At 70.3% G+C, this 25,962-nt stretch carries 19 protein-coding genes; 10 read left to right on the top strand and 9 right to left on the bottom strand.

The features are described from left to right. Position 1: 1 nt before the first annotated feature. Positions 2-1,249: a 3-phosphoshikimate 1-carboxyvinyltransferase gene (gene aroA / locus ACW4TU_RS29280; RefSeq protein ID WP_457417886.1), complete on the bottom strand. Its 1,248-nt coding sequence runs from the start codon at positions 1,247-1,249 to the stop codon at positions 2-4. Between the two features lie 487 nt (positions 1,250-1,736). Between aroA and ACW4TU_RS29275 the strand changes: the two genes are divergently transcribed. From ACW4TU_RS29275 to ACW4TU_RS29250, 6 genes are all read left to right on the top strand, one after another. Continuing rightward, positions 1,737-3,584, top strand: coding sequence for a glycoside hydrolase family 3 protein (locus ACW4TU_RS29275; RefSeq protein ID WP_457417884.1), 1,848 nt, complete (start codon positions 1,737-1,739; stop codon positions 3,582-3,584). A gap of 164 nt (positions 3,585-3,748) precedes the next feature. Further along, the gene (locus ACW4TU_RS29270) at positions 3,749-4,459 is read left to right on the top strand and encodes a hypothetical protein (protein WP_457430375.1); all 711 of its coding nucleotides are present in this window, start codon (positions 3,749-3,751) and stop codon (positions 4,457-4,459) included. Positions 4,460-4,712: 253 nt separating this feature from the next. Beyond that, positions 4,713-7,268 (top strand): sensor histidine kinase, encoded by a 2,556-nt coding sequence (locus tag ACW4TU_RS29265; protein ID WP_457417882.1) that lies wholly within the window; start codon positions 4,713-4,715, stop codon positions 7,266-7,268. Continuing rightward, positions 7,265-7,693, top strand: a complete 429-nt coding sequence (locus ACW4TU_RS29260) for a roadblock/LC7 domain-containing protein (protein ID WP_457417880.1) — start codon at positions 7,265-7,267, stop codon at positions 7,691-7,693. Before ACW4TU_RS29265 ends, ACW4TU_RS29260 begins: the two co-directional genes overlap by 4 nt. Beyond that, positions 7,690-8,073 carry a DUF742 domain-containing protein gene (locus tag ACW4TU_RS29255; protein WP_457417878.1) on the top strand — a complete coding sequence of 128 codons (384 nt, stop codon included), beginning with the start codon at positions 7,690-7,692 and terminating at the stop codon, positions 8,071-8,073. The genes ACW4TU_RS29260 and ACW4TU_RS29255 overlap by 4 nt, the downstream gene beginning before the upstream one ends. After that, complete coding sequence (locus ACW4TU_RS29250) at positions 8,054-8,677, top strand: GTP-binding protein (RefSeq protein WP_457417876.1); 624 nt, start codon at positions 8,054-8,056, stop codon at positions 8,675-8,677. The genes ACW4TU_RS29255 and ACW4TU_RS29250 overlap by 20 nt, the downstream gene beginning before the upstream one ends. Positions 8,678-8,756: 79 nt before the next feature. Here the strand turns inward: ACW4TU_RS29250 and ACW4TU_RS29245 are convergent, their stop codons facing one another. From ACW4TU_RS29245 to ACW4TU_RS29225, 5 genes are all read right to left on the bottom strand, one after another. Beyond that, the gene (locus ACW4TU_RS29245) at positions 8,757-10,208 is read right to left on the bottom strand and encodes a S28 family serine protease (RefSeq protein WP_457417874.1); all 1,452 of its coding nucleotides are present in this window, start codon (positions 10,206-10,208) and stop codon (positions 8,757-8,759) included. A 150-nt stretch (positions 10,209-10,358) separates the two neighbouring features. Further along, positions 10,359-10,778, bottom strand: coding sequence for a hypothetical protein (locus tag ACW4TU_RS29240; protein WP_457417872.1), 420 nt, complete (start codon positions 10,776-10,778; stop codon positions 10,359-10,361). Positions 10,779-10,845: 67 nt separating this feature from the next. Then, positions 10,846-14,622, bottom strand: coding sequence for an ABC transporter ATP-binding protein (locus tag ACW4TU_RS29235; RefSeq protein ID WP_457417870.1), 3,777 nt, complete (start codon positions 14,620-14,622; stop codon positions 10,846-10,848). A 187-nt stretch (positions 14,623-14,809) separates the two neighbouring features. Next, entirely contained in the window at positions 14,810-15,892 is a 1,083-nt protein-coding gene (locus tag ACW4TU_RS29230) for an esterase-like activity of phytase family protein (RefSeq protein ID WP_457417868.1), read from the bottom strand. 84 nt (positions 15,893-15,976) lie between these two features. After that, positions 15,977-16,837, bottom strand: a complete 861-nt coding sequence (locus tag ACW4TU_RS29225) for a serine hydrolase (protein ID WP_457417866.1) — start codon at positions 16,835-16,837, stop codon at positions 15,977-15,979. A gap of 324 nt (positions 16,838-17,161) precedes the next feature. Between ACW4TU_RS29225 and ACW4TU_RS29220 the strand changes: the two genes are divergently transcribed. Then, positions 17,162-19,459 carry a mannosyltransferase YkcB-related protein gene (locus ACW4TU_RS29220; RefSeq protein ID WP_457430374.1) on the top strand — a complete coding sequence of 766 codons (2,298 nt, stop codon included), beginning with the start codon at positions 17,162-17,164 and terminating at the stop codon, positions 19,457-19,459. A gap of 243 nt (positions 19,460-19,702) precedes the next feature. Beyond that, complete coding sequence (locus ACW4TU_RS29215; RefSeq protein ID WP_457417864.1) at positions 19,703-20,512, top strand: endonuclease I family protein; 810 nt, start codon at positions 19,703-19,705, stop codon at positions 20,510-20,512. A 245-nt stretch (positions 20,513-20,757) separates the two neighbouring features. On the opposite strand, the gene ACW4TU_RS29210 is transcribed toward ACW4TU_RS29215, so the two are convergent. Further along, a complete protein-coding gene (locus tag ACW4TU_RS29210) occupies positions 20,758-21,864 on the bottom strand; it encodes a M20/M25/M40 family metallo-hydrolase (RefSeq protein WP_457430372.1) in 1,107 nt (368 codons plus the stop codon). Between the two features lie 178 nt (positions 21,865-22,042). Here ACW4TU_RS29210 and ACW4TU_RS29205 point away from each other — a divergent pair, with 178 nt between their 5' ends. After that, positions 22,043-22,927, top strand: coding sequence for a LysR family transcriptional regulator (locus ACW4TU_RS29205; RefSeq protein WP_457417862.1), 885 nt, complete (start codon positions 22,043-22,045; stop codon positions 22,925-22,927). A gap of 120 nt (positions 22,928-23,047) precedes the next feature. Here the strand turns inward: ACW4TU_RS29205 and ACW4TU_RS29200 are convergent, their stop codons facing one another. After that, on the bottom strand, positions 23,048-23,692 hold the full coding sequence (locus ACW4TU_RS29200; RefSeq protein ID WP_457417860.1) for a hypothetical protein: 645 nt from the start codon (positions 23,690-23,692) through the stop codon (positions 23,048-23,050). A 586-nt stretch (positions 23,693-24,278) separates the two neighbouring features. Continuing rightward, positions 24,279-25,010: a ferritin-like domain-containing protein gene (locus ACW4TU_RS29195; RefSeq protein ID WP_457417858.1), complete on the bottom strand. Its 732-nt coding sequence runs from the start codon at positions 25,008-25,010 to the stop codon at positions 24,279-24,281. Positions 25,011-25,365: 355 nt separating this feature from the next. On the opposite strand from ACW4TU_RS29195, the gene ACW4TU_RS29190 reads away from it, so the two are divergent. Next, positions 25,366-25,773, top strand: a complete 408-nt coding sequence (locus tag ACW4TU_RS29190) for an NUDIX hydrolase (protein ID WP_457417856.1) — start codon at positions 25,366-25,368, stop codon at positions 25,771-25,773. Positions 25,774-25,962 lie beyond the last annotated feature (189 nt).

Below are 25,962 nucleotides of genomic sequence, written 5' to 3'. Positions count from 1 at the left end.
CCTACCCGAGTACGCCCCTCAGCTCGCCGAACGCCTCGTGGAACCCGGGGAACGTCTTCCGTACGCACCCCGGGTCGTCGAAGGTGAGCCCGGGGGTGCGCAGGCCGGTCACCGCGAAGGACATGACGATGCGGTGGTCGGCGTACGACTTGATGTCCGTGCCGTGGGCAGGGGCCACGCCGGGCGGACTGGGGTGGATCTCGATCCAGTCGGGCCCGGTCTCCACCCGCACCCCCAGCCGCCGGAGGTTCTCCGCGCAGGCCTCCAGGCGGTCGCACTCCTTCACGCGCGTGTTGGCCACGTCCTCGATGCGTACGGGGCCGGAGGCGAAGGGGGCGAGGGCCGCCAGGGTGGGCATGGTGTCGGAGATGTCCCGCATGTTGACCGTCAGGCCCCGCAGCTCGCCGGTTCCGGTGACCGTCGTACGGTCGTCGGCGATCTCCACGCGTGCGCCCATCCGGCGCAGTACGTCGACGAAGCCCAGGTCGCCCTGGAGCGCGCCGGTACCGAGGCCGGGGACCGTCACCTCGCCGCCGGTGAGGGCCGCCGCCGCGAAGAAGTAGCTGGCGGTGGAGGCGTCGGGCTCGATGGCGTACGTGGTGGCCCGGTAGCCACCCGGCGGGACCACGAACACGTCACCCTCCTTGCGCACCTCCGCGCCGAACGCCCGCATCATCGCGAGGGTGATCTCCACGTAGGGGGCCGAGACGAGGTCGGTGACGTGGATGCGCAGGCCCTCGCGGGTCAGGGGGCCGAGGAGCAGGAGTGCGGTGAGGTACTGGGAGGACTGGCCGGCGTCCAGGGTGACCTCCCCGCCTTCCACGCCCGCCGCGACGACGGTCAGCGGGTGGTGTCCCTCCGCCTCCTCGTGCCGCAGGTCCACGCCCAGGTCGCGCAGGGCGCGGGTGAGGGGGGCGAGGGGGCGGCGGCGCATCTGGGGGGAGGCGTCGAAGCGGTAGGTGCCGTGGCCGGCGGCGGCGAGGGTCGGGAGGAAACGGGCGGTGGTGGCGCCGTCGCGGCAGTGGATGTCGGCCTCCCTGGCCGCCGGGCCCTGCGGGCGGCCGTCGATCTGCCAGGCGCCGGGGGTCCGGCCGACCCGGTAGCCGAGACGGACCAGGCCCTCGGCGAAGCCCTCCGTGTCGTCCGAGCGCAGGGGGCGTACCAGGGTGGTGACCCCGTCGGCTGCCGCGGCGAGGAAGAGGGCGCGCGCGGTGATGGACTTGGAACCGGGAATCTCTACGACGGCCATGGCCCTATGCTCGCCCGCCCCACGCCCCACGCGCCGGAACGTCCGCGAAATGGACCATGAACGGTCGGCGCCACGACCCCGGTCCCGCCGGTCCGGCCTCCCCCGCCGCCTTCCGCGGGGACCCGACCCGGCATCGCGTCCGCCCCACCGTCCACACCCGTACACCCCCGTACCGACTTCCCGGAATCGGCGACGATCCGGGAACCCACCCCCACCCCGCCCCGTCCAACGGGCACGACTGCCGGATGAGTCACCGCTGTGCGGTGTCGGCCTCGCCGCTGGCTGCGATCGCTGACGCACCCTCTCCAAACCGCCTGCGGCCGGCAGCGAGCCGTCACCGGCGCGCCCCCCTCCGATGCGCCGGTGACGGCCCCTTTCCGGGGGCGTTCGGCCATCTCGGGTTAGCGTGCGCACTCTTGACTGGAAGAAACTTCCCGGTTATTCGTGGCTTCTCGGAAGTTTCCTTCACGAGGGAAGGAGCGCCTTCGTGCGCGACCAAGCTGAGCAGAACGCTGAGCCGAACGGGCCCGGTGCCCGCCCTTCCAGACGCGCCCTTCTCGCCGCGACCGCCGGCACCGGCGCCACCCTCGCCCTCGGCGGTGAGGCGTATCCGGCCGACCGGTACGACAGCGACGCGCGACTTCGCCGGATCATCTCCCGTATGACCCTGGAGGAGAAGGTCGGTCAGCTGTTCGTCATGCGGGTGTACGGGCACTCCGCCACCGCCCCCGACCAGGCCGACATCGACGCCAACCTCGCGGAGATCGGCGTACGGACGGCGGCCGAACTGATCGCCAAGTACCGGGTCGGCGGGATCATCTACTTCGCCTGGGCGCACAACACCCGCGATCCGCATCAGATCGCCGATCTGAGCAACGGCATCCAGCAGGCCTCGCTCACCCCTCCCCGCGGGCTGCCGGTCCTCGTCTCCACCGACCAGGAGCACGGCATCGTCGCCCGCGTCGGCCGACCCGCCACCCTCCTCCCCGGGGCCATGGCCCTCGGCGCGAACGGCTCACGCACCGACGCGCTGACCGCCGGCCGAATCGGCGGTGCCGAGCTGCGCGCCCTCGGTATCCGCCAGGACTACGCACCCGTGGCCGACGTGAACGTCAATCCCGCCAATCCGGTCATCGGCGTACGGTCGTTCGGCGCCGATCCGAAGGCCGTCGCCGGGCTGGTCGCCGCGCAGGTCACGGGATATCAGCGGTCCTCCGTCGCCGCCACCGCCAAGCACTTCCCGGGGCACGGGGACACCGCCGTCGACAGCCACTACGGCTTCCCCGTCATCGAGCACACGCGCGAGCAGTGGAGCAGCATCGACGCGCCGCCGTTCCGCACCGCGATCCGCGCCGGCATCGACTCGATCATGACCGCGCACATCATGGTCCCGGCCCTCGACGACTCCGGCGACCCCGCCACCCTCTCCCACCCGATCCTCACCGGCATCCTGCGCGGCGAACTCGGTTACGACGGGGTCGTGGTCACCGACTCGCTGGGCATGCAGGGCGTACGGGAGAAGTACGGCGACGACCGTGTTCCGGTGCTCGCGCTGAAGGCCGGGGTCGACCAGCTGCTCAACCCGCCGTCGATCGACATCGCCTGGAACGCCGTACTGACGGCTGTCCGGCAGGGCGAGTTGACCGAGGCACGGCTCGACACCTCCCTGCTGCGCATCCTCCGGCTCAAGAACCGGCTCGGGCTGCTCGACCGGCCGTACGTCACCCATGCCGGGGTCGACCGGGCCGTCGGTGTCCGGGGCCATCTCCTGGCCGCCGACCGGATCGCCGAGCGGACCACCACCCTCCTCGTCAACGCGGGGAAGGTGCTGCCCCTTTCCCCGGTCACCCACAGGAGGGTGCTCGTCGTCGGCGCCGATCCCGCCTCGCCGTCCGGTACGACCGGGCCGCCGACCACCGTTCTGGCGAACGCCCTCACCGAACTGGGCTTCACCGCCACCGCCCTGTCGACCGGCACCGCCCCCTCCGCCGCCGTCATCGCCCGGGCCGTCGCCGCCGCCGGGGAGGTGGACGCGGTCGTCGTCGGGACGTACAACCTCAGCGGCACAAGCAGTCAGCGGGCCCTCGCCACCCAACTCCTCGCCACCGGTCGGCCCGTGGTGTGTGTCGCCGTCCGCAATCCCTACGACGTGGCACAACTTCCGTCCGTACAGGCCTACTTGGCCACCTACTCCTGGACCGACGTCGAACTCCGGGCCGCCGCACGGGTGATCGCGGGCCGGGTCCGGCCGCGCGGAAGGCTGCCGGTGCCGGTGCTGCGCGCGGACGATCCGGCCCGCGTTCTGTATCCGATCGGTCACGGACTGTCGTACTAGAGGAAGGAGGTAAGGAGGCGTACGCAGCGTACGACGCACAACCGGCGCACCACCCCCAATAGGAGCAAATCCGCTGAACTTCCGGCGTGGCCCTGGCGTCGCGGGCCACGCTGGGCGCGGGTACTCGGGGGGATGCGATGCGCACAGTGCGTTCTGTGGGGTCCGTGCGTTCCACGGTGTTCGTGGGAGTGGTGCGCGGGCGGGTGTTCGCCTGCGCGCTGCTGATCCTGGTCGCGGTGTGCACGGCGACCGGGTGTCAGCTGTCGTCGGACGGTTCGACGGGCGGTTCGGCGGGCGGTTCGGCGGGCGACTCCTCGGAGGGGACGGCCTCGGGGGCCGCCGACGGCACGGCGGTCGGCCGGCGGCCCGCGTCGCCCCGGCCCACCGGTTACGGCACCGTCTTCCTCTCCATCGACGAGTGCAGTTCCTTCGGCATCACCAGTTTCACCGAGGTGCCCTGCACCAGCGAGCGGGCGGCGGCCCGGGTCGTGGCCCGGTACGACGGCCGGGTGACCAACGGTCCGTCGTGCCCGGCGACCACCGACTTCGTGCTGCACATCAGCGAACAGCGCCCCGCCGCCGACGAGGACGGCGACGGTACCGTCCCACAGGGCTACGCCTGTATGCGCAACCTCCAGGCCCCGCACCCCGGCGACCCGGGCGGCGGCGGAGGCCCACGCACGATCGTCGGCGACTGCGTGTACAGCGCCGGGCGCGGGGAGGTGCGCGAGACGGCGTGCGACGGGAAGGGCGAGAAGAAGCCGGAGTACCGGGTGACCGAGGCCGTCACCAAACGCGTCAACTGCCCCAGTTCTACTGCCCTTTACGTGCAGTTGGGCGGGGAGCGGCCGGTCGGGTGCGCGAAACCGGCATGAAGGATTCCATTTCATCGGACAAGTGGCGAAGTAACGAGTCGCTCCCATTCATCGGAACAACTGTTGTGCTGATTTCGTGAATCGGTAGGCTCCCCCCTGTCATGGCGCGGACCCCATTCTTTTCGGGCAGTCCGCCAGCACTCACAGGCCGGGAACCTCTGTGGCACTGCACGCACGCACGGCGCAACAGCAGCAGAATCGGACTCCGAAGGCTGCGAAGGAAGCGAAGGCTCCGAAAGTTCCGAAGCGCCAGTTGTCGCTCCGGACGATCCTCCTCGTCCTGGCCCTGGTGCCCTGTCTCGCCCTGGTGGCCCTGGGCGGGATGAACTCGGCCCAGCTCTACGGCGACTGGCGGACCGTCCATGACCGCAACGAGCAGGGGAAACGGTTCGGCACCCCGCTCTACACCGTCTTCTACAACCTCCAGGCGGAGCGGCGGCTCAGCGCGACGGCGCTCGCGGACCCCAAGACCGCCAGGTCCGAACTGACACGTCAACGCGAACTCACCGACAAGTCCGTACGGAGCCTCGAGGCGCTCGGCACCGCCCCCCGCTCCCTCGACGAGGCCTTCCAGAATCTCACCCTCGGTCTGAAGAAGCTGCCGCGCTACCGGGACGCCGTGGACCGGCGGTCCGCCGACCAGCAGCAGACGTTCGACGCCTACACCGGCGTCGCCGCGTCGAGCATGCAGCTGTTCGAGGACTTCGGCAACATCGGCATCGGCGAGACGACCGTCCTCGCCCGGCCGGCGCTCGACGCGCAGTGGGGCCTGGAGATGATCTCGCGCGAGGACGCGATCATCGCCGCCGGAGTGGCGAGCGGCAGACTCACCGACGAGCAGCGCTTCCAGCTCGCCGAACTGATCGGCAGTCAGGAACACATCTACAGCGACAAGGTCGTTCCGCGGCTCCCCGACGCCCGCGCCAAGGCATACCGGGCCGTGCTGTCCGGAACCGGTTGGAAGCGGAAGACCGCGGTCGAACAGACCCTCCTGAACACCAGGAACACCGACGCGGGCGGCCGGACCGCCGTCTCCGCCAAGCTCGGCAAGGAGTGGCAGCAGAGCCTCGCCGGGATCACTCCCCCGTTGTTGCAGGCCAGCAGCTCCTACTCCGACGACCTCATCGCCATCACCGACGACGACCTCGGCGGCCTGATGACCAAAATGATCGTCAACAGCGCCGTGAGCACGGCTGCCGTGCTGCTGATACTGGTCCTCTCGCTGCGCCTGACCGGAACACTGCGCCGCCGGATCTTCGGACTGCGCGCCGCGGCCCTCGAACTCCAGGAGCGGCTGCCCGACATCGTGGAACGGCTGCGCCAGGGCGAGAAGGTCGACACCGACGCCGAACTGCCCGAGATCCGCCACGGCGACGACGAACTCGGCCAGCTCGGCCAGGCCCTCAACCAGGCCCGCGGCTCGGCCCTGGAGACCGCGGTGCGGGAGGTCGAGCTGTACCGCGGCTTCGAGCGGCTGCTGCAACGCATCGCCCGGCGCACCCAGTTGCTGATCGGCATGCAGCTGAAACGTCTCGGCGAGATGCAGCGGCGGCACGAGGACCCCGAGGTCCTGGAAGGGCTCTTCGACCTCGACCACCTGGCGGCCCGGCTGCGCCGCTACGAGGAGAACCTGGTGATCCTCGGCAGCGGGACACCGCAGCGGCGCTGGCGCAGGCCCGTTCTCCTGCTGGACATCCTGCGCTCCGCCCAGGGCGAGGTGCAGGACTACCGGCGCATCCGGCTCGACACCGACGGCGAGACCTGGCTGTCGGAGCGTGCCGTCGGCCCCATGGTCCACCTCCTCGCGGAGCTCATGGAGAACGCGGTGTCCTTCTCCCGGCCGCCGACCCCGGTCGAGGTGACCGCCTCCCAGGTGGGGCGCGGGGTCGCGATCGAGATCGAGGACCGCGGCATGGGCATGGACCCCGAGCAGTACGCCGAGGCCAACGAGCTGATGGCCGCGCCGCCCCGCATGGACGTGATGTCCCGCGCCGACGACGCCCGGCTCGGCCTGTACGTCGTGGCCCGGCTCGCCGCGAACCTGGGCCTCCAGGTCGAGCTGCGGCCCTCGTCGTTCGGGGGCACCCGGGTCGTCGTCCTGGTCCCGGCGGAGCTGATCACCGCCGGTCGGCCGGTGCAGGGGCAGCCGGTCCCGCTTCCTGCGGCGGCCCCGACTCCCGCGCCCGCCGCCGTACCGGACCGGCTCGCGCTGCGCGCGGCGACCTCCCGCACCGGACCGGGGCACGCCTCCACCCGCCCCGCGTCCTCGGCCGGGCCCGTCCCGGACCCGCTCACGCTCCGCGGGGCGACGGCCCGCACCGGACCGGCCGACGCCCCCACCCACCATGCCCCCCGGCCGCACACCGGACACCCGGGGAACTCCGGGCACCCCACGCACGCCGCCGACCAGGAGGCGTACGCGCGTCCGCTCATCGGCCCCTGGATCGCACCGCCGACACCGCCGGCCCGGTCCACGCCGACTCCCGCGCCAACCCCCGCGCAGGCACCCGCTCCGGCCCCCACCGCGAGCCAGAACCCCCTGCCCCGGCGCGTCCGGCAGGCCAGTCTCGCCACCGAACTCCGGGAGGCCCCGCCCCCGTACGCCACCGAACCGCCGCACACCGGCCCAGGCACCGGCGCGCAGCCTCTCCCCCGCCGGACGGGCGCCCGCTCCGGTGCCACCGTGGGTGCCTTCCAGCGCCAGTCCAAGGCCGCCCGGCTCAGGCCCGACGCCGATCAGCAGCCCGGCCACCCGCCCACCCATCCCGCACCGGGACCCGACCGGGCCCGGAAGGAAGACGGACGATGACTCTGCGAACCACTGCCACCAACTCCGACCTCGACTGGCTCCTCGACCGTCTCGTCGACCAGGTTCCGGGCACCCTCAACGCCATCGTGCTGTCCGACGACGGGCTGGTGGTGAGCCAGTCCAGCAGCATGGCCCGGGTCGACGCGGAACGTCTGGCCGCGATCGCCACCGGTCAGCAGAGCCTGGCCCGCGGAGTCGGTGAGGTCTTCGGCGGCGGGGCCGTCCGCCAGGTCATCATCGAGCTCGACGAGCTCTGGCTGTTCGTCAGCGCGGCCGGCCGGGGCACCCATCTGGCGGTCGTGGCGGACCAGGAGGTCGACGCCGAGGTGATGGCCGTGGCGATGGACACCCTCGTCCAGCAGGTGGGGCAGCGGCTGGGGACCGAGGTGCGGGTCCAGCGGCTGGAGGGCGGGGGGCGTGAGTGAGCCACTGGGCGGACGCGTCGCCGGACGACGATGAGGCCGAGGAAAGCCTGGTCAGGCCGTACACGATCACTCATGGCCGGACGGCCTCGGTGCGCGACGACCTCACCCTCATCACGGTGATCGCCACGGTCGCGCCCGACGAACGGCACGGCGACCGGGGGCTGCAGCCCGAGCACCGGACGATCCTCCGGCAGTGCCGTACACCGGTGGCCCTCGCCGAGGTCGCCGCCGGGCTGAACCTGCCCGTGGCGGTGACGAAGATCCTCGTCGGCGATCTCATCACGCTCGACCGGGTGACGGCCCGGCCACCACTCGCGGTCGGCCAGGAACCCGACATGACTCTTCTTCAGGCGGTGAAGGATGCCCTACTCAGACTCTGACGAACAGACCGGGTCACAGGTGTCCGTGGCCGGGACGCCCACCGCGCCCGCCGCGGTGAAAATACTGATCGCGGGCGGTTTCGGCGTCGGCAAGACCACCATGGTCGGCTCCGTGAGCGAGATCCCGCCCCTGCACACCGAGGAGCGACTGACCGTCGCGGGGCTCGACGTGGACGACCTCGACGGGGTCGAGCTGAAGACCACCACGACCGTGGCACTGGACTTCGGCCGGATCACGGTGAGCAGCCGGCTCGTCCTGTACCTGTTCGGGACGCCGGGCCAGGAACGTTTCTGGTTCATGTGGAACGACCTGGTGCACGGGGCGCTCGGCGCGGTCGTCCTCGCGGACACCCGGCGGCTGGAGAGCAGTTTCGCGTCGATCGACTTCTTCGAGAGCCGTGGCGTCCCCTTCGTGGTCGGCGTCAACTGCTTCCACGGGCTGCGGGACCGCACGGTGGACGAGGTGCGGGACGCGCTCGACCTCGACCCGAACGTCCCGGTCATCATGGGCGACCTCCGGGAGCGGCCGGACAGCCGGGACCTGCTGGTGGCCCTGGTCAACCGGCTGATGACAGGCCGCCCGCCGACGGCGACCGACGGCTGACCACACGACGACGCGGCCCCCCGGTGACATGTCACCGGGGGGCCGCGTCGCGATCAACTACCCGTACCTTCCACGGTCGTTACGGCCGCAGGGTGGGCTCCCGCTCGATGTCGCGCTTGTCGAGCCTGGCGTCGTACGTGGCCAGCGGCCTGGCCACCGACGGGTTCGACTGGACGGCCGTCGAGGCGACGCCGGCCCACTCCAGGATGCGGGCCGTGGCGAGCGTCTTCTGGTCGGGGACCAGACCCGCGACGTTCGCGCCGTGGTTGAGGCCGGGGGCGGTGAAGACGTACGAGTCCTTCGCGCCCTTGCCGAGGCGGAACCGCTCGGCACCCCACGGGTCGTTCTGCCCGTACACGAACAGCATGTGCTGGGCACGGTGCTCGACCCAGTTGTCGACGTCCCGCATCACCCGCGGCTGGAACTTCATCGAGATGTCCCGGGGGACGAAGTTGCGCGGCGGCTGGTAGCCGTAGCGGATGTACTTCTTCTCGATGTACGGGAACTTGATGGTGGGCGCGCCGAGTTGGGTGCCCGCCTGGTAGTAGTACGGCGTGTACGGCTCCAGGCCCTGGTCGGTGTAGAAGGAGAACCCGGAGATCGTGTCGATCGAGGTCCAGATGTCGTCGTCGGCCGCGTTCTTCGCGTCCGCCGGGATGGACTCGCAGTCGGCGAGCAGGCTGTACTGCCAGAAGCCCCAGACGTAGTCGAGGACGACGGCCTCGTACGCGCGGTCCAGGCTGCCGATGGTGTCGAAGGTGAAGCCCTCGGCGGCGGCGTACTCGGCGTACCTCTTCTCCAGCGGCTCCCGGCGCACGAGCGCCTCGCGCTGTACGGCGTTCAGCCGGTCGCGGCACTCCTTGGTGCCGACGCCCGCGAAGAACCGGTCGTACGCCGAGTCCTCCTTGTTCACCACGTCGTTGGGGGCGACGTACGCGACGACGCCGTCCATGTCGCGGGGGTAGAAGCGCTCGTAGTACGTGGCGGTCATGCCGCCCTTCGAACCGCCCGTGGTCAGCCACTTCTTGGCGTAGATCTTCTTCAGCGCCGTGAAGAGGCGGTGCTGGTCGGCGGCCGCCTGCCAGATGTCCAGCTTGGACCAGTCGGCCGGGTCGGGACGGGACGGAGTGAAGAAGCGGTACTCCAGGGAGACCTGGTTGCCGTCGACGATCCGCGTCGGCTCACTGCGACTGGGGTTCGTGTTGACGAAGTACCCGCTGGTGAAGAACACCGTCGGGCGTGAGACGTCCTTGTGCAGGACGGTGATGCGCTGCTGGAACGTACCCTTGGACGGCCGCCGGTGGTCGATCGGCTGGGTGTAGTCGAGGACGAAGTACCGGTAGCCGGTGTACGGCTTCTCCTGGATCAGGCTCATGCCCGGGATCGCGAGGAGTTGGTCCTTGATGTCCGCACCGCTGGTCGTTCGCGTGGTGCCGGTGGCCTCCGGCTGAGCGGCGGTGGCCGCTCCCGCCGTGCTCAACGTGCCTATGAGCACGGCGAGCGCGAGGAGCCATCTGAGCGCCTTACCCATGCACCCTCCCCCTGTGTGACATCTGTGGGCCGGAAGCTATCGGAGCAACTACCGGCACACCAGGGGCCATAGGGAAATCCCTCGGGCGGGGATCAGGAAATAGGGTCCGGACGGGTCTCGACACCGGCGCGATACCGGCTCAATCGCGGCTCAGCACCGGATCCAGCCGGAACTGACCGATCCCCGGCCCACCGCCCCCTTGACCCACACCTGCCGTCGCCCCGCGTGCACGGTCACCGGGCCGGCCCGCTTCGAGAACTGCCCCTCGTCGACGACCGGACGCCCGCCGCGCGCCCGTATGCTCACCGACATCCACTGGCGCGCCCCCGGCCGCTTGGGCACGGTCACCGCGCAGACGTAGCCGTTGCGCCGGTAGATGCGCACCTCGCCGGTGGAGAAGACCAGCGTCCGCGCCTTGCGGCCGGAGCACGCGGAGGCCACGGAGGCCGCTTCGGCGGTCCCGGGGCTCGCCAGGGAGAGCATCCCGGACGCGGTCAGCACGGCCAGCCCGAGCGCCAACCGCCGCCGTATCGAACCACCACTCACCGTGTCCCCCTCCGCCACCGCCATGACATTAGCCGTGCGCCCGTACTGATGTACGGACGCAGGGCACCTGCCGAACGGTTGCGCGAGACGATCAGTGGGCCGAGGTGACCGGTTCCTCCGGTTCCGGCGCGCCCACGAACGTGCGCCACAACTCGGCGTACTGGCCGTCGAGCTGGAGCAGTTCCTCGTGGGTGCCGTCCTCCGCGACCCGGCCGTGATCCATGAGGACGACCCGGTCGGCGCGAGCGGCGGTGGTGAGGCGGTGGGCGACGACGAGGGTGGTACGGCGGCCTGCGAGGCGGTCCGTGGCCTGGTTGACCTGGGCTTCCGTGGCCAGGTCCAGGGCCGCCGTCGCCTCGTCGAGGAGCAGGATGTCCGGGTCGACCAGCTCCGCGCGGGCCAGCGCGATCAGCTGGCGCTGCCCGGCCGAGAGGTTGCGTCCGCGCTCGGCGACCTCGTGCAGGTAGCCGCCCTCCAGCGTGGCGATCATGTCGTGCGCCCCGACCGCCCGGGCCGCCGCCTCCACCTGGGCGTCGGTGGCGTCCGGCCGCCCGTACGCGATGGCGTCCCGCACGGTCCCCTGGAACAGGTAGGCCTCCTGCGGCACGACCCCGAGGCGATGGCGGTACGAGGTGATGTCGAGGGCCCGCAGATCGGTGCCGTCGACGGTGACCCGGCCGCCGGTCGGGTCGTAGAAGCGGGCGACCAGCTTCACGAGCGTCGACTTGCCGGCGCCCGTCTCCCCGACGAAGGCGACGGTCTGCCCGGCCGGAATCGTCAACTGGACGCCGCTCAGGGCCTCTTCGGCGTCGTCGCCGGACCCGTACGCGAAGTCCACGCCCTCGAAGGCGATGTCGCCGCGCAGGGAGAGCACGTCCAGCGGCTCCTCGGCGGCCTCGGTCGAGGTCCGCTCCTGGAGCAGCTCCTGGATGCGGCTCAGCGAGACCGTCGCCTGCTGGTACCCGTCGAAGACCTGCGAGAGCTGCTGCACGGGCGCGAAGAACAGGTCGATGTAGAGGAGGTAGGCGACCAGCGCACCGGTCGTCAGCGTCCCGTTGTCGATCCGCCCCGCCCCCACGACCAGCACCGCCGCTCCCGCGACCGAGGCCAGCAGCTGTACGAAGGGGAAGTACACGGAGATCAGCCACTGCCCCCGGACCCGCGCCTGGCGGTAGCTGTCGCTGCCCTCCGCGAACCGCTTCGCGCCCGTCCGCTCGCCCCGGAACGCCTGCACGATCCTGAGCCCGGCCACCGACTCCTGGAGGTCGGCGTTGACCACGGACACACGCTCACGGGCGAGTTCGTAGGCCTTCACGCTCGCCCGGCGGAAGTAGAACGTGCCGACGACCAGCACCGGGATGGTGACGAACACGACGAGCGCGAGCTGTACGTCGATCACCACCAGGGCGGCCATGATGCCGAAGAAGGTGACGACGGAGACGAACGCGGTGACCAGACCCGTCTGCAGGAACGTCGACAGCGCGTCGACGTCGGTCGTCATCCGCGTCATGATCCGCCCGCTCAACTCCCTTTCGTAGTAGTCGAGTCCGAGGCGTTGCAGCTGGGCGAAGATCTTCAACCGGAGTGCGTACAGGACGCGTTCGCCGGTACGGCCGGTCATCCGCATCTCACCGATCTGCGCCGCCCACTGGACGACGACGGACACCAGGGCGAGCCCGGCGGCCACCCACACGGCGCCCAGGGCGAGTTGGGAGACGCCCGAGTCGATGCCGTGCCGGATCAGGATCGGCAGGAGCAGCCCCATCCCCGCGTCCACGGCGACGAGCCCGAGGCTCACCAGCAGGGGCGTCCCGAAGCCGCGCAGCAGCCGCTTCAGCCCGTACGACTCCTCGGGCGTGACCGCGCGTGCCTCGTCGATGCCCGGGGTGTCGTCGGCCGGGGGCAACGCCTCGACCTGGGCCAGGAGTTCGGGCGTGGCCGGCATCCCGGCGAACGCGGTGTCCTTGGGCTCGCGGTCGCCGTTCCACAGCCTGGGGGTGACCCCGCGTTCGGCGTCGAACTCGGCGTCCAGCTCGTCCCGTACGGAGGTGTCCTCGGGCGGAGCGGCGGAGGGCAGGGCGCGGCCGGGCGAGACGCCGCCCAGCTCGTCCGGGTCGGTCAGCAGCCGCCGGTACAGGGCGGAACGGGCCTGGAGTTCGTCGTGGGTGCCGAGGTCGGCGAGGCGTCCGCCGTCGAGGACGGCGATGCGGTCGGCGAGGCCGAGGGTGGAGCGGCGGTGGGCGATGAGGAGGGTCGTGCGTCCCTCCATGACGTGCCCCAGCGCCTCGTGGATCTCGTGCTCGACGCGCGCGTCCACGGCGGAGGTGGCGTCGTCGAGGACGAGGAGACGGGGGTCGGTGAGGATGGCGCGGGCGAGTGCGACGCGCTGCCGCTGGCCGCCGGAGAGGGTGAGGCCGTGCTCGCCGACCTTGGTGTCGTAGCCGTGGGGCAGCTCGGCGATGAAACGGTCCGCCTGGGCGGCTCGCGCGGCGGTGAGGATCTGTTCCTCGGTGGCGTCCGGACGGCCGTACGCGATGTTGTTGCGGACGGTGTCGGAGAAGAGGAACGAGTCCTCGGGGACGAGCCCGATCGCGGCCCGGAGGGAGTCGAGGGTGAGTTCGCGGACGTCGTGCCCGCCGATGAGGACCGCGCCGCGCGTCACGTCGTAGAAGCGCGGCAGGAGGAGGGAGACGGTCGACTTGCCGGAGCCGGAGGAGCCGACGACGGCGAGGGTCTCACCGGGCCGGATCTCGAAGCTGAGCCCGTCGAGGACGGGGTGCTCGGGGTCGTAGCCGAACGAGACGTCGTCGAACTCGACGGTGGCGGGGGCGTCGGCGGGCAGGTCCTTGTGACCGTCCGGCAGGGAGGGCCGGGTGTCGATGAGCTCCAGGACGCGCTCGGTACCGGCCCGCGCCTGCTGCCCGACCGTCAGCACCATGGCGAGCATGCGCACGGGCCCGACAAGCTGGGCGAGATAGGTGGAGAAGGCAACGAACGTACCGAGCGTGATGTGCCCGCCCACGGCCAGCCAGCCGCCCACCGCGAGCATGGCGACCTGCCCGAGCACGGGCACGGCCTGGAGCACCGGCGTGTAGACGGAGTTGAACCGGATGGTCCGCAGCCGCCCCGCGAACAGGCGCCGCCCGACCTCCCTGAGCTTCCCGGTCTCCTGGTCCTCCTGCCCGAACCCCTTCACCACGCGTACGCCGGTCACGGCGCCGTCCACGACACCGGCGACGGCGGCGGCCTGGGCCTGCGCGTACCAGGTGGCCGGGTGGAGCTTGGTCCGGCTGCGCTTGGCGACGATCCAGAGGGCGGGGGCGACGGCGAGGGCGACCAGGGTGAGCGGGAGGGACAGCCAGGCCATGATCGCGAGGGAGATCACGAAGAGCAGCACGTTCCCGAGGGTCATCGGGAGCATGTAGAAGAGGCTCTGGATCAGCTGGAGGTCGCTGGTGGCCCGCCCGACGATCTGCCCGGTGGACAGTTCGTCCTGGCGGCGCCCGTCGAGGCGGGTGATCGTCTCGAACATCTCCGTCCGCAGGTCGTACTGGACGTCGAGGGCGAGCCGGCCGCCGTAGTAGCGGCGGATGTAGGTGAAGACGTAGACGAGGACGGCGGAGACGACGAGCGCGCCCGCCCAGGGGGCCATGGAGCGGCTCTTGTCGCCGATGACGTCGTCGATGATCACCTTGGTGATCAGCGGGACCAGCGCCATGAGGGCCATACCGCCGAGGGACGCACCCAGGGAGAGCACGACGTCCTTCGGATACCGCCAGGCGTATCCGACCAGCCGCCGCGCCCATCCCGGTACGGGTACGGGTACGGGTACGGGTGAAGGTGCCGATGCCGATACCTGCGCCTTCACCGGTGCAGGCACCTGTTCCGGATCCGGCACCTGTTCCGGTTCGGGTCCTGGCTTCCGCCCCCGCTGCTCAGTCACTCCGGCGCCTTCCGTAGATCCGCGATTCCGCACTCCGCCGGTAAGCACCAACGCGGGCGGAAGGGGATTTCATCCCTCCGCAACAATTCCGGCTACGCGCGGCTACTTCCGGCTACGGCGTCCGGACCCGCAGGAAGTAGAAGCGGGTCGTCTGTACGGCGTTCTGGTTGTCGTCGCTGACCAGCAGGACACGCAGGCCCCTGTGGGTGCGGCCGGTGACGACCATGCCCTCGATGTTGTCGAGGAGGGGGTTCGGCTGGGGCTGCTTGGCGGTCGCTCCCAGTGACGGGCAGTTCACGATGTCGGCGAGGAGCGTCTTCTTGACCAGGCGTACGCCGTTGTCCTGGCCGGTGAGGTTGTCGACCCCGCTCGTGTCCGTGGCGTGGCGCGGGTCGGCCAGGTAGAGGCGGACCGTGTTGCCGACGCCGGCGGTGAACCCGCGCTCCAGGACGAGGAGACGGCCGTCGGGGGTCGCGGCCACCTCGGGGACACCCAGGCCGGAGTCGGTGCGGTAGGCGTACTGGGCGCCCAGTACGAAGTGGCTGCCCCTGCGCTCCCAGGTCTGCCAGCGGGTGATGCCGGTGGAGTCGCCGGAGATCGCGTACTCCATGGACGCGAGGAGCGTACGGCCGCCGGGGAGGAGGGTGAGCCCCTCGAAGGTCTGGTTGGTGGTGGCACGGCCGGCCGGGGCGACCCTGAGCGCGTCCGGCACCGGGAGACGGTCGAGGATGCGGCCGTCGCGGGAGTAGCGGCGTACGGAGGGTTCCGTCTCGGAGGAGACGAGGCGGGTGCCGTCCCGGTCGACGACCAGGCCCTCGGAGTCGAGCGCGGCGCCGGTCTCGTCGGCGAGGGGGACGACGCTCGTGGGGCTCAGGGTCCGCCGGTCCAGGGTGAACAGGGACGAGCGGTCGGAGAGGGCGGCGAGGTCGCCGTTCTGGTCCACGGCGAGCGCGGAGAGGTTACCGACGAAGGTGCCGTCGTACGTCGTCTTGTCGAGGGCGTCGGAGAAGCGGTCGAGGGAGACGGTGGGTGAGCAGGCATTGCTGACGGTAGTGCCAGCACTGGCGTTACTGGCAGTACTGGCAGTACCGGTGAGGGAGTTGGCGTTCGCCGGTCCGGCGGCGGTCAGACAGCCGGCCGCCGCCAGACCGGCGGTGACGGTGGTGAGCAGGGTTCGCAGGGGTCGCAGGCGCATGGCGGTCACCGTAGATCGGGTGGGTGACGGCCGGGAGGCGACGCGGTGAAGTCGGCTCGCGGCCGGCCCGTGATCGGCCGGCGATCAGCTCGCGGCGATATCCCGGTGGACGACCTTGGCGACGCCCTCGATGGTCGTGATGCCGTAGTTCCAGGTGCTGTTGCCCTGGGTGAGCACCGTGATCATGTAGTCGTGGCCGCCACCCTTGAACGTGCCGACGCTGTGCACCCGCCAGCCGTTCGTCGCGCGTTGCAGCCAGCCGTTCTTGACGTGCACCGAGACACCCGAGGGCGCGCCCTTCGGCGTACCCCAGCGCTGGGACGCGATGACCTCGCTCATCAACTGCTGTATGTACGCACGGGAGTTGTCGGTCAGGATCGCGTTGGTGATCGTGGTGAGGGCGAGCAGCTTCTGCTCGTCGCGGGCGGTGATCTGGGTGAGACCCCAGTAGCCGTTCGCGCCGGGCTTGGTCTGCGTCATGCCCGCGGCCGCGACGAATGCCCTGATCTTCGTCAGGCCCAGCTGGTTCCACAGCTTCGTGGTCGAGGCGTTGTCCGACTTGGTGATCATGGCCTTCGCGAGGCTCTTCTCGGTGGCCGTCAGGGCGCGGTCGGTCTTCTGGGCGTCCCAGAGCAGCGTCGACAGAACGGTCACCTTGACGACGCTGGCGGAGTCGTAGGCGGTCTGCGCCCGGTACACACAGGTCGTCTTGGTGGAGCGGTCGAACACACCGACGCTGACGGAGCCCCGACGGCCGGAGAGGGCGGTGGTGATGTCCCGCTTCAGCTTGGTGGCGAGGGCGGGCTTTGCGGACGTACAACTGACGGCCGCCGTGGCCGCGTTGGCGGGTGTAGCCGTGGCAACGAGCGACAGCACGGTCGCGGCGCAGACGGCGGCGCCGCCGAGTACGCGGGTGCGCGCGGATCTGGATATGTGGTGAGTCATGGAGGTTTCCCATCCCCGAAAGACATCAGCGCGCCCCTGGCACGCTGGTGTCCTTCTGACTCACATGCACATGCGAATGGTTGTACGCCGGTCGCACTTTTTTTCGAGAATTACTTGGCGGCTTGCCTGACGGCTGCTCGGGAGCTTGCGAGGCGACTTGCGGAGCGGCTGCTTGGCGGCTTGCTCGGAAGCTGACTTGGCGGCTTGCGGAGCGGCTTGCTTGGGGAAAGCCCGCACCGCGCGTAACGCACTGTTGCCCTGATTCACAGCTGGCCCCCAGTCGCGCCACAGCGCGCACCCACCCGCCGTCCGGACGATTCGATGGTGACATCTGCCACCGACCCACACCCCCACGCCCCGGAGACCCCCGCCGCCGCCGAACCCGCGGCCCCCGAGGCTCCACCGGCCCCCGCCGCGCCAGGCCCGCCCGAGAAGGCGCCGCGCTGGTCGCTGCCCGCACTGCTCGCGATCCTGCTGCTGGCCGGGGTCCTGTACTCCTGGAACCTCTCCTCCTCCAGCCTCAACAGCTTCTACAGCGCCGCGATCTACAGCGGTACGCAGAGCTGGAAGGCCTGGTTCTTCGGCTCGCTCGACGCGGGCAACTTCATCACCGTCGACAAGCCACCGTTCGCGATGATGATCATGGGCCTGTCGTGCCGCGTCTTCGGCTTCGGGACCTGGCAGATGATGGCGCCCGAGGTCGCGGCCGGCCTCGGCACGATCTGGATCCTGCACTCCTCCGTGAAGCGGGTCTTCGGGCACGTTGCGGCCACGATCGCCGCGCTCGTCCTCGCGCTCACCCCGATCACCGTCGCGATCAACCGCGACAACAACCCCGACACCGTCCTCGTCCTGCTGATGGCCGGCGGCGCCGCCCTCGCCCTGCGCGCGGTGCGTACCGACAAGCTGCTGCCGCTCATCGGCTCCGCGGTCCTCTTCGGGCTCGCCTTCAACACCAAGATGCTCCAGGGCTACATCGCCCTGCCCGCCGTCTTCGCCGTGTACGTGTACGCGTCGAAGCTCGGCTGGAAGAAGAAGGTCGTCAACCTCGCCCTGGCCGCGGTCGCCCTGGCCGTCTCCAGCTTCTGGTGGGCCACGGCGGTATCGCTCGTCCCGGCCGACGACCGCCCGTACATCGGCGGCTCGACCGACGGCTCCGCCTGGAACCTGATCATGGGTTACAACGGCCTGGGCCGCGTCCTCGGCGGCGAGGGCAACGGTGGAGGCGGCGGAGGCGGAGGCGGCACCTTCGCCGGCACCGCGGGCATCGGCCGGATGTTCAACGACATCCTCGGCGGCCAGATCTCCTGGCTGATCCCCTTCGCGTTCCTCGCGCTCGCCGCCGGCCTGGTGCTGTGCGGACGGGCCCCGCGCACCGACCTGACGCGCGCCGCGCTCGTCCTGTGGGGCGGCTGGCTGGCGCTGCACTACGTGACCTTCGCCATGGCCGAGGGCACCATGCACCCGTACTACACGACCGCGCTCGCCCCTGGCATCGCGGCGCTGACCGGCGCCGGCGGCGTCATGCTGTGGCGCGCCTTCCGCAGCGGTGACGCCCGCTGGTCCTGGGTCCTGCCGGCCGGCCTCGCGGTCACCGGCGTCTGGGCGATCGTGGTACTGCGGCGGGCCACCGGCTGGAACACCTGGCTGTGGCCGACGATCGCCGTACTCATGGTCCTCGCGATCGCGGGCCTGTTCGTCCTGCGGACCGCGAGCTCCGGTACGAGGGTCCGGCTGCTCGGCGCCTCCGTCGTCGCGGCGATCGTGGCGGCCCTCGCGGGTCCGACGGCTTACGCCGTCTCGCCCGCCTTCTCCTCCACCAGCGGCGGCATGGGCGGCACCAACCCGACCGCGGGTCCGTCGAGCGGCGGCGGCATGGGCGGTCCCGGCGGGGGCCGGGGCGGCTTCGGCGGCAACGGCGGCGGCCCCGGCGGCCAGCAGGGCGGTACGCAGCAGGGCGGCCAGGCGAACGGGGAGCTCCCCGGCGGCGGTAACGGCCAGATGCAGCCGGGTGGCGGCAACGGCGAGCTCCCGCAGGGCGGCGGCGCACCCGGTGGCACGAACGGACAGTTCCCGGGCGGCGGCACGGCTCCCGGCGGTGGGACCACCGGCCAGAACGGCGGGACCGGTACCGCTCCCGGCGGCGACACGAGCGGCGGCCCCGGTGGCGGTGGCGGCGGCATGGGCGGCAGCGTCAGCAACGAGCTGATCTCGTACCTGGAGAAGCACCAGGACGGCGCCAAGTGGCTGCTCGCGGTGTCCAACTCGCAGGGCGCCGGCCAGCTGATCCTCAGTACCGGCAAGCCCGTCATCTCGATGTTCGGCTTCACCGGCCAGGACAAGGCGATGACCTTGGCCAGGCTCAAGGAGTTGGTGAAGAAGGGCGAGCTGCACTACATCCAGCTCGGCGGCGGCATGGGCGGTGGCATGGGCGGCGGCGACCAGGAACTCACCACCTGGGTGCAGAAGTACGGCACGGCGGTGAAGGAGAGCGACTACAGCAGCACCGCGACGGGGTCCGCCAACTCGTCGGGCTCGTCCAACTCGACGGCTGAGGAAAGCGGTTCGAGCACGCAGTCCACGTCGACGGCCTACCGTCTGGACGCGTCGGACGTCAGCTGAGCCCGACCGGCACCGGTTGACACCGAGTGGCCCCCGACCGGAACGCCGGTCGGGGGCCACGCCCGTTTCCAGACCACCTCATGGCCTCTCCTTGGCTCTACGCGCGTCAAATCGAGCCGAAATCAGCCCAGTTGCCGGTTCACGTCATGCAACGGACACGCGCAGTTCATTGCCGGAAACGCATGTCCATGTCACGCTCCCGGATGTCTCCCCCATTCGACACGCGTAGAACGGACACCCCCGATGCCCGCGACGCTGATACGCACCCGCCGTTGGAAGACCGTGGCGCTCGCCACGTCGACCGTCCTGGCGGCCCTCGCCATCCCCACGATGACCGCCACCCCGGCCGGCGCGACGACGACCGCGTACGACTCGACGTACTACAAGAACGCGATCGGCAAGACCGGTACGACGCTCAAGTCCTCGCTGCACACGATCATCAGCAGCCAGACGAAGATCTCGTACTCCGCGGTCTGGGACGCCCTCAAGGTCACCGACCAGGACCCGAACAACAGCAGCAACGTGATCCTGCTGTACAGCGGTGCCTCACGCGCCAAGTCCCTCAACGGCGGCGACGTCGGCGACTGGAACCGCGAGCACACGTGGGCCAAGTCCCACGGCGACTTCGGCGAGGCGACCGGCCCCGGCACGGACCTGCACCACCTGCGCCCCTGCGACGTGGTGATCAACAGCACCCGCGGCAACCTGGACTTCGACAACGGCGGCAGCACGGTCACCAACGGCGGCGGCAGCACCGTCGACTCCGACTCCTTCGCGCCGCGTGCCGCGGACAGGGGCGACGTGGCCCGCATGATCCTCTACATGGCCGTGCGCTACGAGGGTGACGACGGCTGGCCCAACCTGGAGCCCGACGAGAAGGTCAACAACGGCAGCACCCCGTACATCGGCAAGCTCTCCGTACTCAAGGCGTGGAACGAGGCGGACCCGCCCAGCGCCTTCGAGGAGAAGCGCAACCAGGCGATCTACGACACCTACCAGCACAACCGCAACCCGTTCATCGACCACCCGGAGTGGGTCGAGGCGATCTGGTAGCCACACCGTTTCCGACGGCCTGAACGCCCCGTGATCCACGGGGCGTTCGGCGTGTCCGCTGTCCGCCACTTCCGGCCGAGGCTTCCGGCGAGGGCCAGGAAGAGATGGAGATTGGCGACACCACTGACCCTGGCAGTGAACCAGGGGCTGGACTCACCGGACTTCATGACGTGGACGCCGCCTCCCCTCACAGCGATCTCCTGGACGAACGAGCCCTCAAGCGCGCTGAGTTGTGAGCTACCGCCCTACTGCCGTGTCCGGGCGACGAGTTCAGCGAGCAGTTGGGTACGGGGGACCATCGTCGCGATCCGCACATGCTCGGTGTCCGCGTGGGCACCGCCGCCGACGCCGCCCAGACCGTCCAGCGTCGGACAGCCCACGGCAGCCGTGTAGTTGCCGTCCGAGGCGCCACCGACGGCGACCCCACGCAGCGGTTCCTGGCCAAGATCCGACGCGATGCGGGAGGCCAGGGCGAACAGTTCGGCGGAGCAACTGGGCTCCATGGGCGGCCGTTTCCTCCCACCCAGTACGGTCAGCCGGGCGCCGGGGGTACGGGCAGTGAGCCCTCGCATGAGCTCGTCGGTGCGGTCCTGCGCCGCCAGGGTCGGCACGCGTACGTCCACCGCGATCCTCGCCTGCGCGGGCACGGTGTTGAGTGTGCTGCCGGCCGACACCAGGGTGGGCGTGATGGTCGGGGCTCCCAGGACGGGAGAGTCGTCACCCGCGATACCGGCGATCGAGTCCCCGAGACCGGCGATGGCCAGCACCTGATGAGCGGCCTCGACCGCCGCGTTGATCCCCCGGTGCGGTTCCAGCCCCGCGTGGGCGGCCTTGCCGTGCACCACGACCTCGTACCGGGAGGTGCCCTTGCGGGCGGTCTTGAGCGCGCCCGTTTCGTCCGCAGACGCCTCCAGCACAAAGGCGGCGGCGAGGCCGCGCGCGGCCTCCTCGATCAGCCCCCGGGAGGTCGGGGAACCGACCTCCTCGTCCCCGGTGACCAGCACGCACACACCTTCCGGGGACGGCAGGGAGGCCAGCGCGTGGAACATCTGCACCAGCCCGGCCTTCATGTCCAGGACCCCGGGGCCGCGGGCGATCCCGTCGGCCACCGACCAGGGGTGGGTCTCCAGCGAACCCCCGGGCCACACCGTGTCGTGGTGCCCCACCAGCAGCACGCGCGGTGTGCCGAAGGTCCACCGCAGGTGCGTCACACCGTCGATCACGATCGTCTCCGGCACCGCGCCCAGCAGTCTCGCGCCGAGCGCGCCGACCACCTGGGCGCTGCGGGCCACGGCGGTGTGGTCGGCGGAGAAGGACTCACAGACGACGAGTTCCTCAAGATCGGTGAGCATCGCGGGCAGAGCGATCACGTTTCCCCCTCGGATTTCGGCTTGCGGATTCGGCTTGCGGCTTGCGGATTCGGCTTGCGGATCGGCGACGTCATAAGACGTTACGAAGAGACACGGCATTCCACCAGCGACTAGATTGGATGAGATCCATGCACTCCAGGAATGCCAGGAACGGGGAAACGTGTTCGAGATCGACGCGCTGCGCCTGCTGGTGACCGTGGCCGACACCGGCTCGTTCACCGCCGCCGCGGTCCGGCTCAACTACACGCAGTCCGCGGTGTCCCGGCGGATCGCCACCCTCGAACAGCAGGCAGGCGGCCCGCTCTTCGAACGGCTCCCCCGGGGAGTACGCCTGAATCCCGCCGGCCATGCGCTGCACCGTCACGCCGTGGACGTACTGGAACGTCTGTCGCGGGCGGAGCAGGAGCTGACCGTGATCCACGCGGGCCACGGCGGGATGCTCCGCGTGGGAGCCTTCGCGACCGCCAACATCTCACTGGTACCGGCCGCCCTGCGGGAGTTCAGACGGGCCAGACCGGACGTCGAGATCGTCGCCGTCGAAGGCCGCAGCGCCACGCTGATGGAACGCCTCTCGGAAGGCGCGCTCGACCTGGCCGTGGTCAGCGACTACCCCTCCGGCCTCCCCTCGTCCGACGGCACCACGACGACCGCGCTACTGGAGGACGAGTTGTTCATCGCCCTCCACCGCGAACACCCCCTGGCCGGAGCCGAGTCGATCGGCCTGCGAGACCTGCGCGACGAGGCGTGGCTCCAGGACGCGTACGGCGACCGCCCGACGATGCTCGCCGACGCCTGCGCCCGGGCCGGCTTCACCCCACGCAAAATCATCAGAATCGCGGAGTGGACCGGCAAGTTCGGCTACGTCGCCGCCGGCCTGGGAGTGGCACTCGTCCCGTCACTGGCCGCCTGGGCAATCCCACCCGAACTGGCCCTGTGCCGCGTCACCGACCCCGCTCTACGCCGGACGGTTCACCTGGCGCTGCCTGCCGCGCCGCTGCCGGCGGCACTGAAGCTGGGGGAACTGCTGCGCGGTGCGGCAGGCTGAACCGTCCTCCAGGGCAGGAACGACAGGGCGGGCGGGCCCGGAAACCCGGACACGCCCGCTACCGCAGCACCCCTGCCGACTGCACGGTGGTGAACCGGCCGGTGCGCTGGGACCTGACTGCTAGACCTTCTGCAGCCGCAGCTGCATCTGGCAGCCGCCGGAGCGCCCGTCGGTGTCGATGCCGATGGTCACCGGGCTGCCCGCGAACGCCGTGTGGTTCTGGTCCGAGGGCAGGGAGTTCAGGCACTGGCTGCCGTCGCCGTCCGCGAAGTACCTCACCTCCAGGATGACGTCGGAGCGGCCCGAGACGGTGAAGGTGAGGTTGCAGTAGCCCGGCCTGCCGTCCGTGTCGACCCGGACCTGGGACCCGAAGGTCCTGAACCGCTGGATCGGTACCTGGTACGTGCCCGGGTTTCCGCACTGCCCCGCGTCGCCACCGGCACTGGCCTGGAAGCCGTAGGTGATGGACGCGCCCGAGAGCGTGTTGCTCGGGTCGAAGATACCGAAGGACAACTGACAGCCGCCCGAGCGGTTGTCGGTGTCGAACCGGATCGCCCGGGTGAAGTCCGGGTCGACGCCCCACTGCTGCCCCGACAGCCCACCGCACTGCCCGGCATCGCCGTCCGGGTTGAACCGGATGCCGATCTCCGCCGGAGCGGCGGTCGCGGTGTTCTCCGATGCCTGCGCCGTCGAACCGGACAGACCGGCGATGAGCGCGCCGGCGGCAAGTACACCGGACAGTGCTCTCAGGCGTGAGTTCCTCATACTGTTTCCCCTCCCAGGGCATCGTGGGCACACGTCGGCCACACAGTGGCGTGAGTGAACGCGATGGCCGCGTGAACCTCGGCGGCGCCTGGTCAGTGGCGCCGCGTTACCTGCGTTGCGTTGCGGTTCAGGACGTAACAAGAGCCCCCGTTGTTGCGCGAACTCAGTATGAGTTGCCCGAGGTGGGGGCTGCACTGTCGGTAACGGGCCAATCTCCGGAGCGTGAGCACCGAACGGGCCAAACCGGTCGTCCGGTACGTCAGCCCCACGGCGTATCGGCAGCTCAGGACTCACAGGTGATACACAGCCGACTTCCCTACAGCGCGGCCCTATTCGTCCGGCACGGTCCGCCGACCGCCCAAAGCGGGGAGGGAAAGGGCTTGCATTGATCTTGACGGTCCGACCCTGCGCACCCATGGTCCAGACGACCGCGTTCGGGCTCAACTTCCGCTGCAGGTAAGGGAGTTCGCCGGTGCACACACGTGTCGACCGGCTCGTACGTCACGCCCAGCGCCCCCGGGGCGGGGGCGTCCGGACCGCATCGCGCAGGCACGGGAGCTGGTGATCCAAGAAGCTGTTCTGGGTGTCAACGCATGCTTGACCATGCGTCTGGGCGAGGTGCCAGCACCGCCGAGACCACCACGCCGGCGGATGCCATGACGTCGGCGACGAAACGAAGGCGCCCGATGCCGAGTTGGCGTAGTGCTGCGCCATGGTCAGCGGCGACGACGAGGGAGACCGCGAGCAGCAGCAGTCGCCAGAGGACCGTCACCGGGCGGCGCACCGGGCGGGGCAGTTCTGCCAGGGAGGCGTGCAGTCGCTCGCAGGGGAACGGGACGTGGCGCTGCTCGTCGGACAGGATCCGTCCCGCCACGTCCGAAGTGAGCCCGTCAGGGGTGCCATCACGGAGGACCCGGTAATAGCGCAGCGCCACCACTTCCGCGATCATCAGCACCAGCAGTTCCAGGCGCAGACCCATGAGACGCCGCAACCGTACGAAGACCGTGTCGCTCCAGTGACCGGTCAACGTCGGTACGCGGCCCGCGGCCAGCAGCCGGGCGAGCAGGCGGGCGTGGTTCTGCTCCTCGGCGACGAAGAGCCGGACGGCCTGCGCGTAGTCGGCATCACCGGCCCGGTCCGCTTTGCCGACGAGGTTCGCTCCGTCACCGTCCTCGCCGATCTGGAAGCGCTGAATACTGGCCCACACCGCCGGGTGCAGAGTCGCCCCCTGCCCCCAGTCCGGGTCCCCCTGGGCGAGCCGGCGCTCCCGCTCGTCCTCGAACCGCTGCGTCCACTTGGCGAATCCGCCCGTCTGCACCCGGTCGCTCCTCTCCGGGACACGACCACCGTGCCCTGGAGGGAAACGACGCTCGGCGGACACCGAACCGTTCCGCCAGTGCCCGCCCGGTCATCACCTCGCGAGCGAGCACACGACAACCGCCCTGGGGTCGCGGCGTACCGCGACCCTGCGGCGCTCGGCGTGCACGACTACTGCGCCCGATCGAGCAGGGAACAGCGGAGGACCTCCGGTGAATACAGCCGAGCCGAACGACACTCCGGCTCAACCGTTCACCTCAGGCCGGCACCCCCAGTTCCCACAGGCACGCAGCTTCCCAAGCTCAGTGTGCGGACGGTGCTGACGCAAACCATGCCCTCCGATACGGTCCCGAGCCATGGCGAATGGCAACGGTGTACCGGAGAAGGTGGCGTGGATCCTGGTTCGGGACAACCGGGTGTTGGTGACGCGTAGTCACGGCAGAGGTCTCTTCTACTTCCCGGGCGGTCATCGTGAGCCGGGCGAGTCCGACGGCGAGACCCTGGTACGGGAGATCGACGAGGAACTGCGGGCGGTGATCGACCCCGGTTCCATGGTGCACTTCGGCACTTTCGAGATCGGCGAGGGCCATCCGGATCACGGCCCCTTCCGGATGATCTGTTACACCGCCGATCACCGCGGTGAGCTGACCCCGTCAAGGGAGATCGCCGAGAAGGCATGGTTCCGCTACGCCGATCGGGACCGGGTCTCGGCCGTCGACGAGATGGCTTTCGACGCGCTGCACGCGGCCGGGCAGCTTCCCTGATCCCGTGACCGTGGCCTTTACGGCCGCTGCTGCGGTCTTCTTCATCTGGGTGGGCGAGGGCAGCGCGGCGGGGAATCCCAGGGAAGAGGACCAGAACGAAGAGGCCGTCCCACGGCCATTCCCACAGGTCAACGCTCGCATCAGCACCGGATGATCGCAGCTTCCCAAGCCGAGAGCACCTGTTGCCAT

This window comes from Streptomyces kryoterrae (assembly GCF_054072135.1).
Note: the sequence above shows the minus strand (reverse complement) of the source record. Positions and strands in the feature narration are given on the sequence as shown.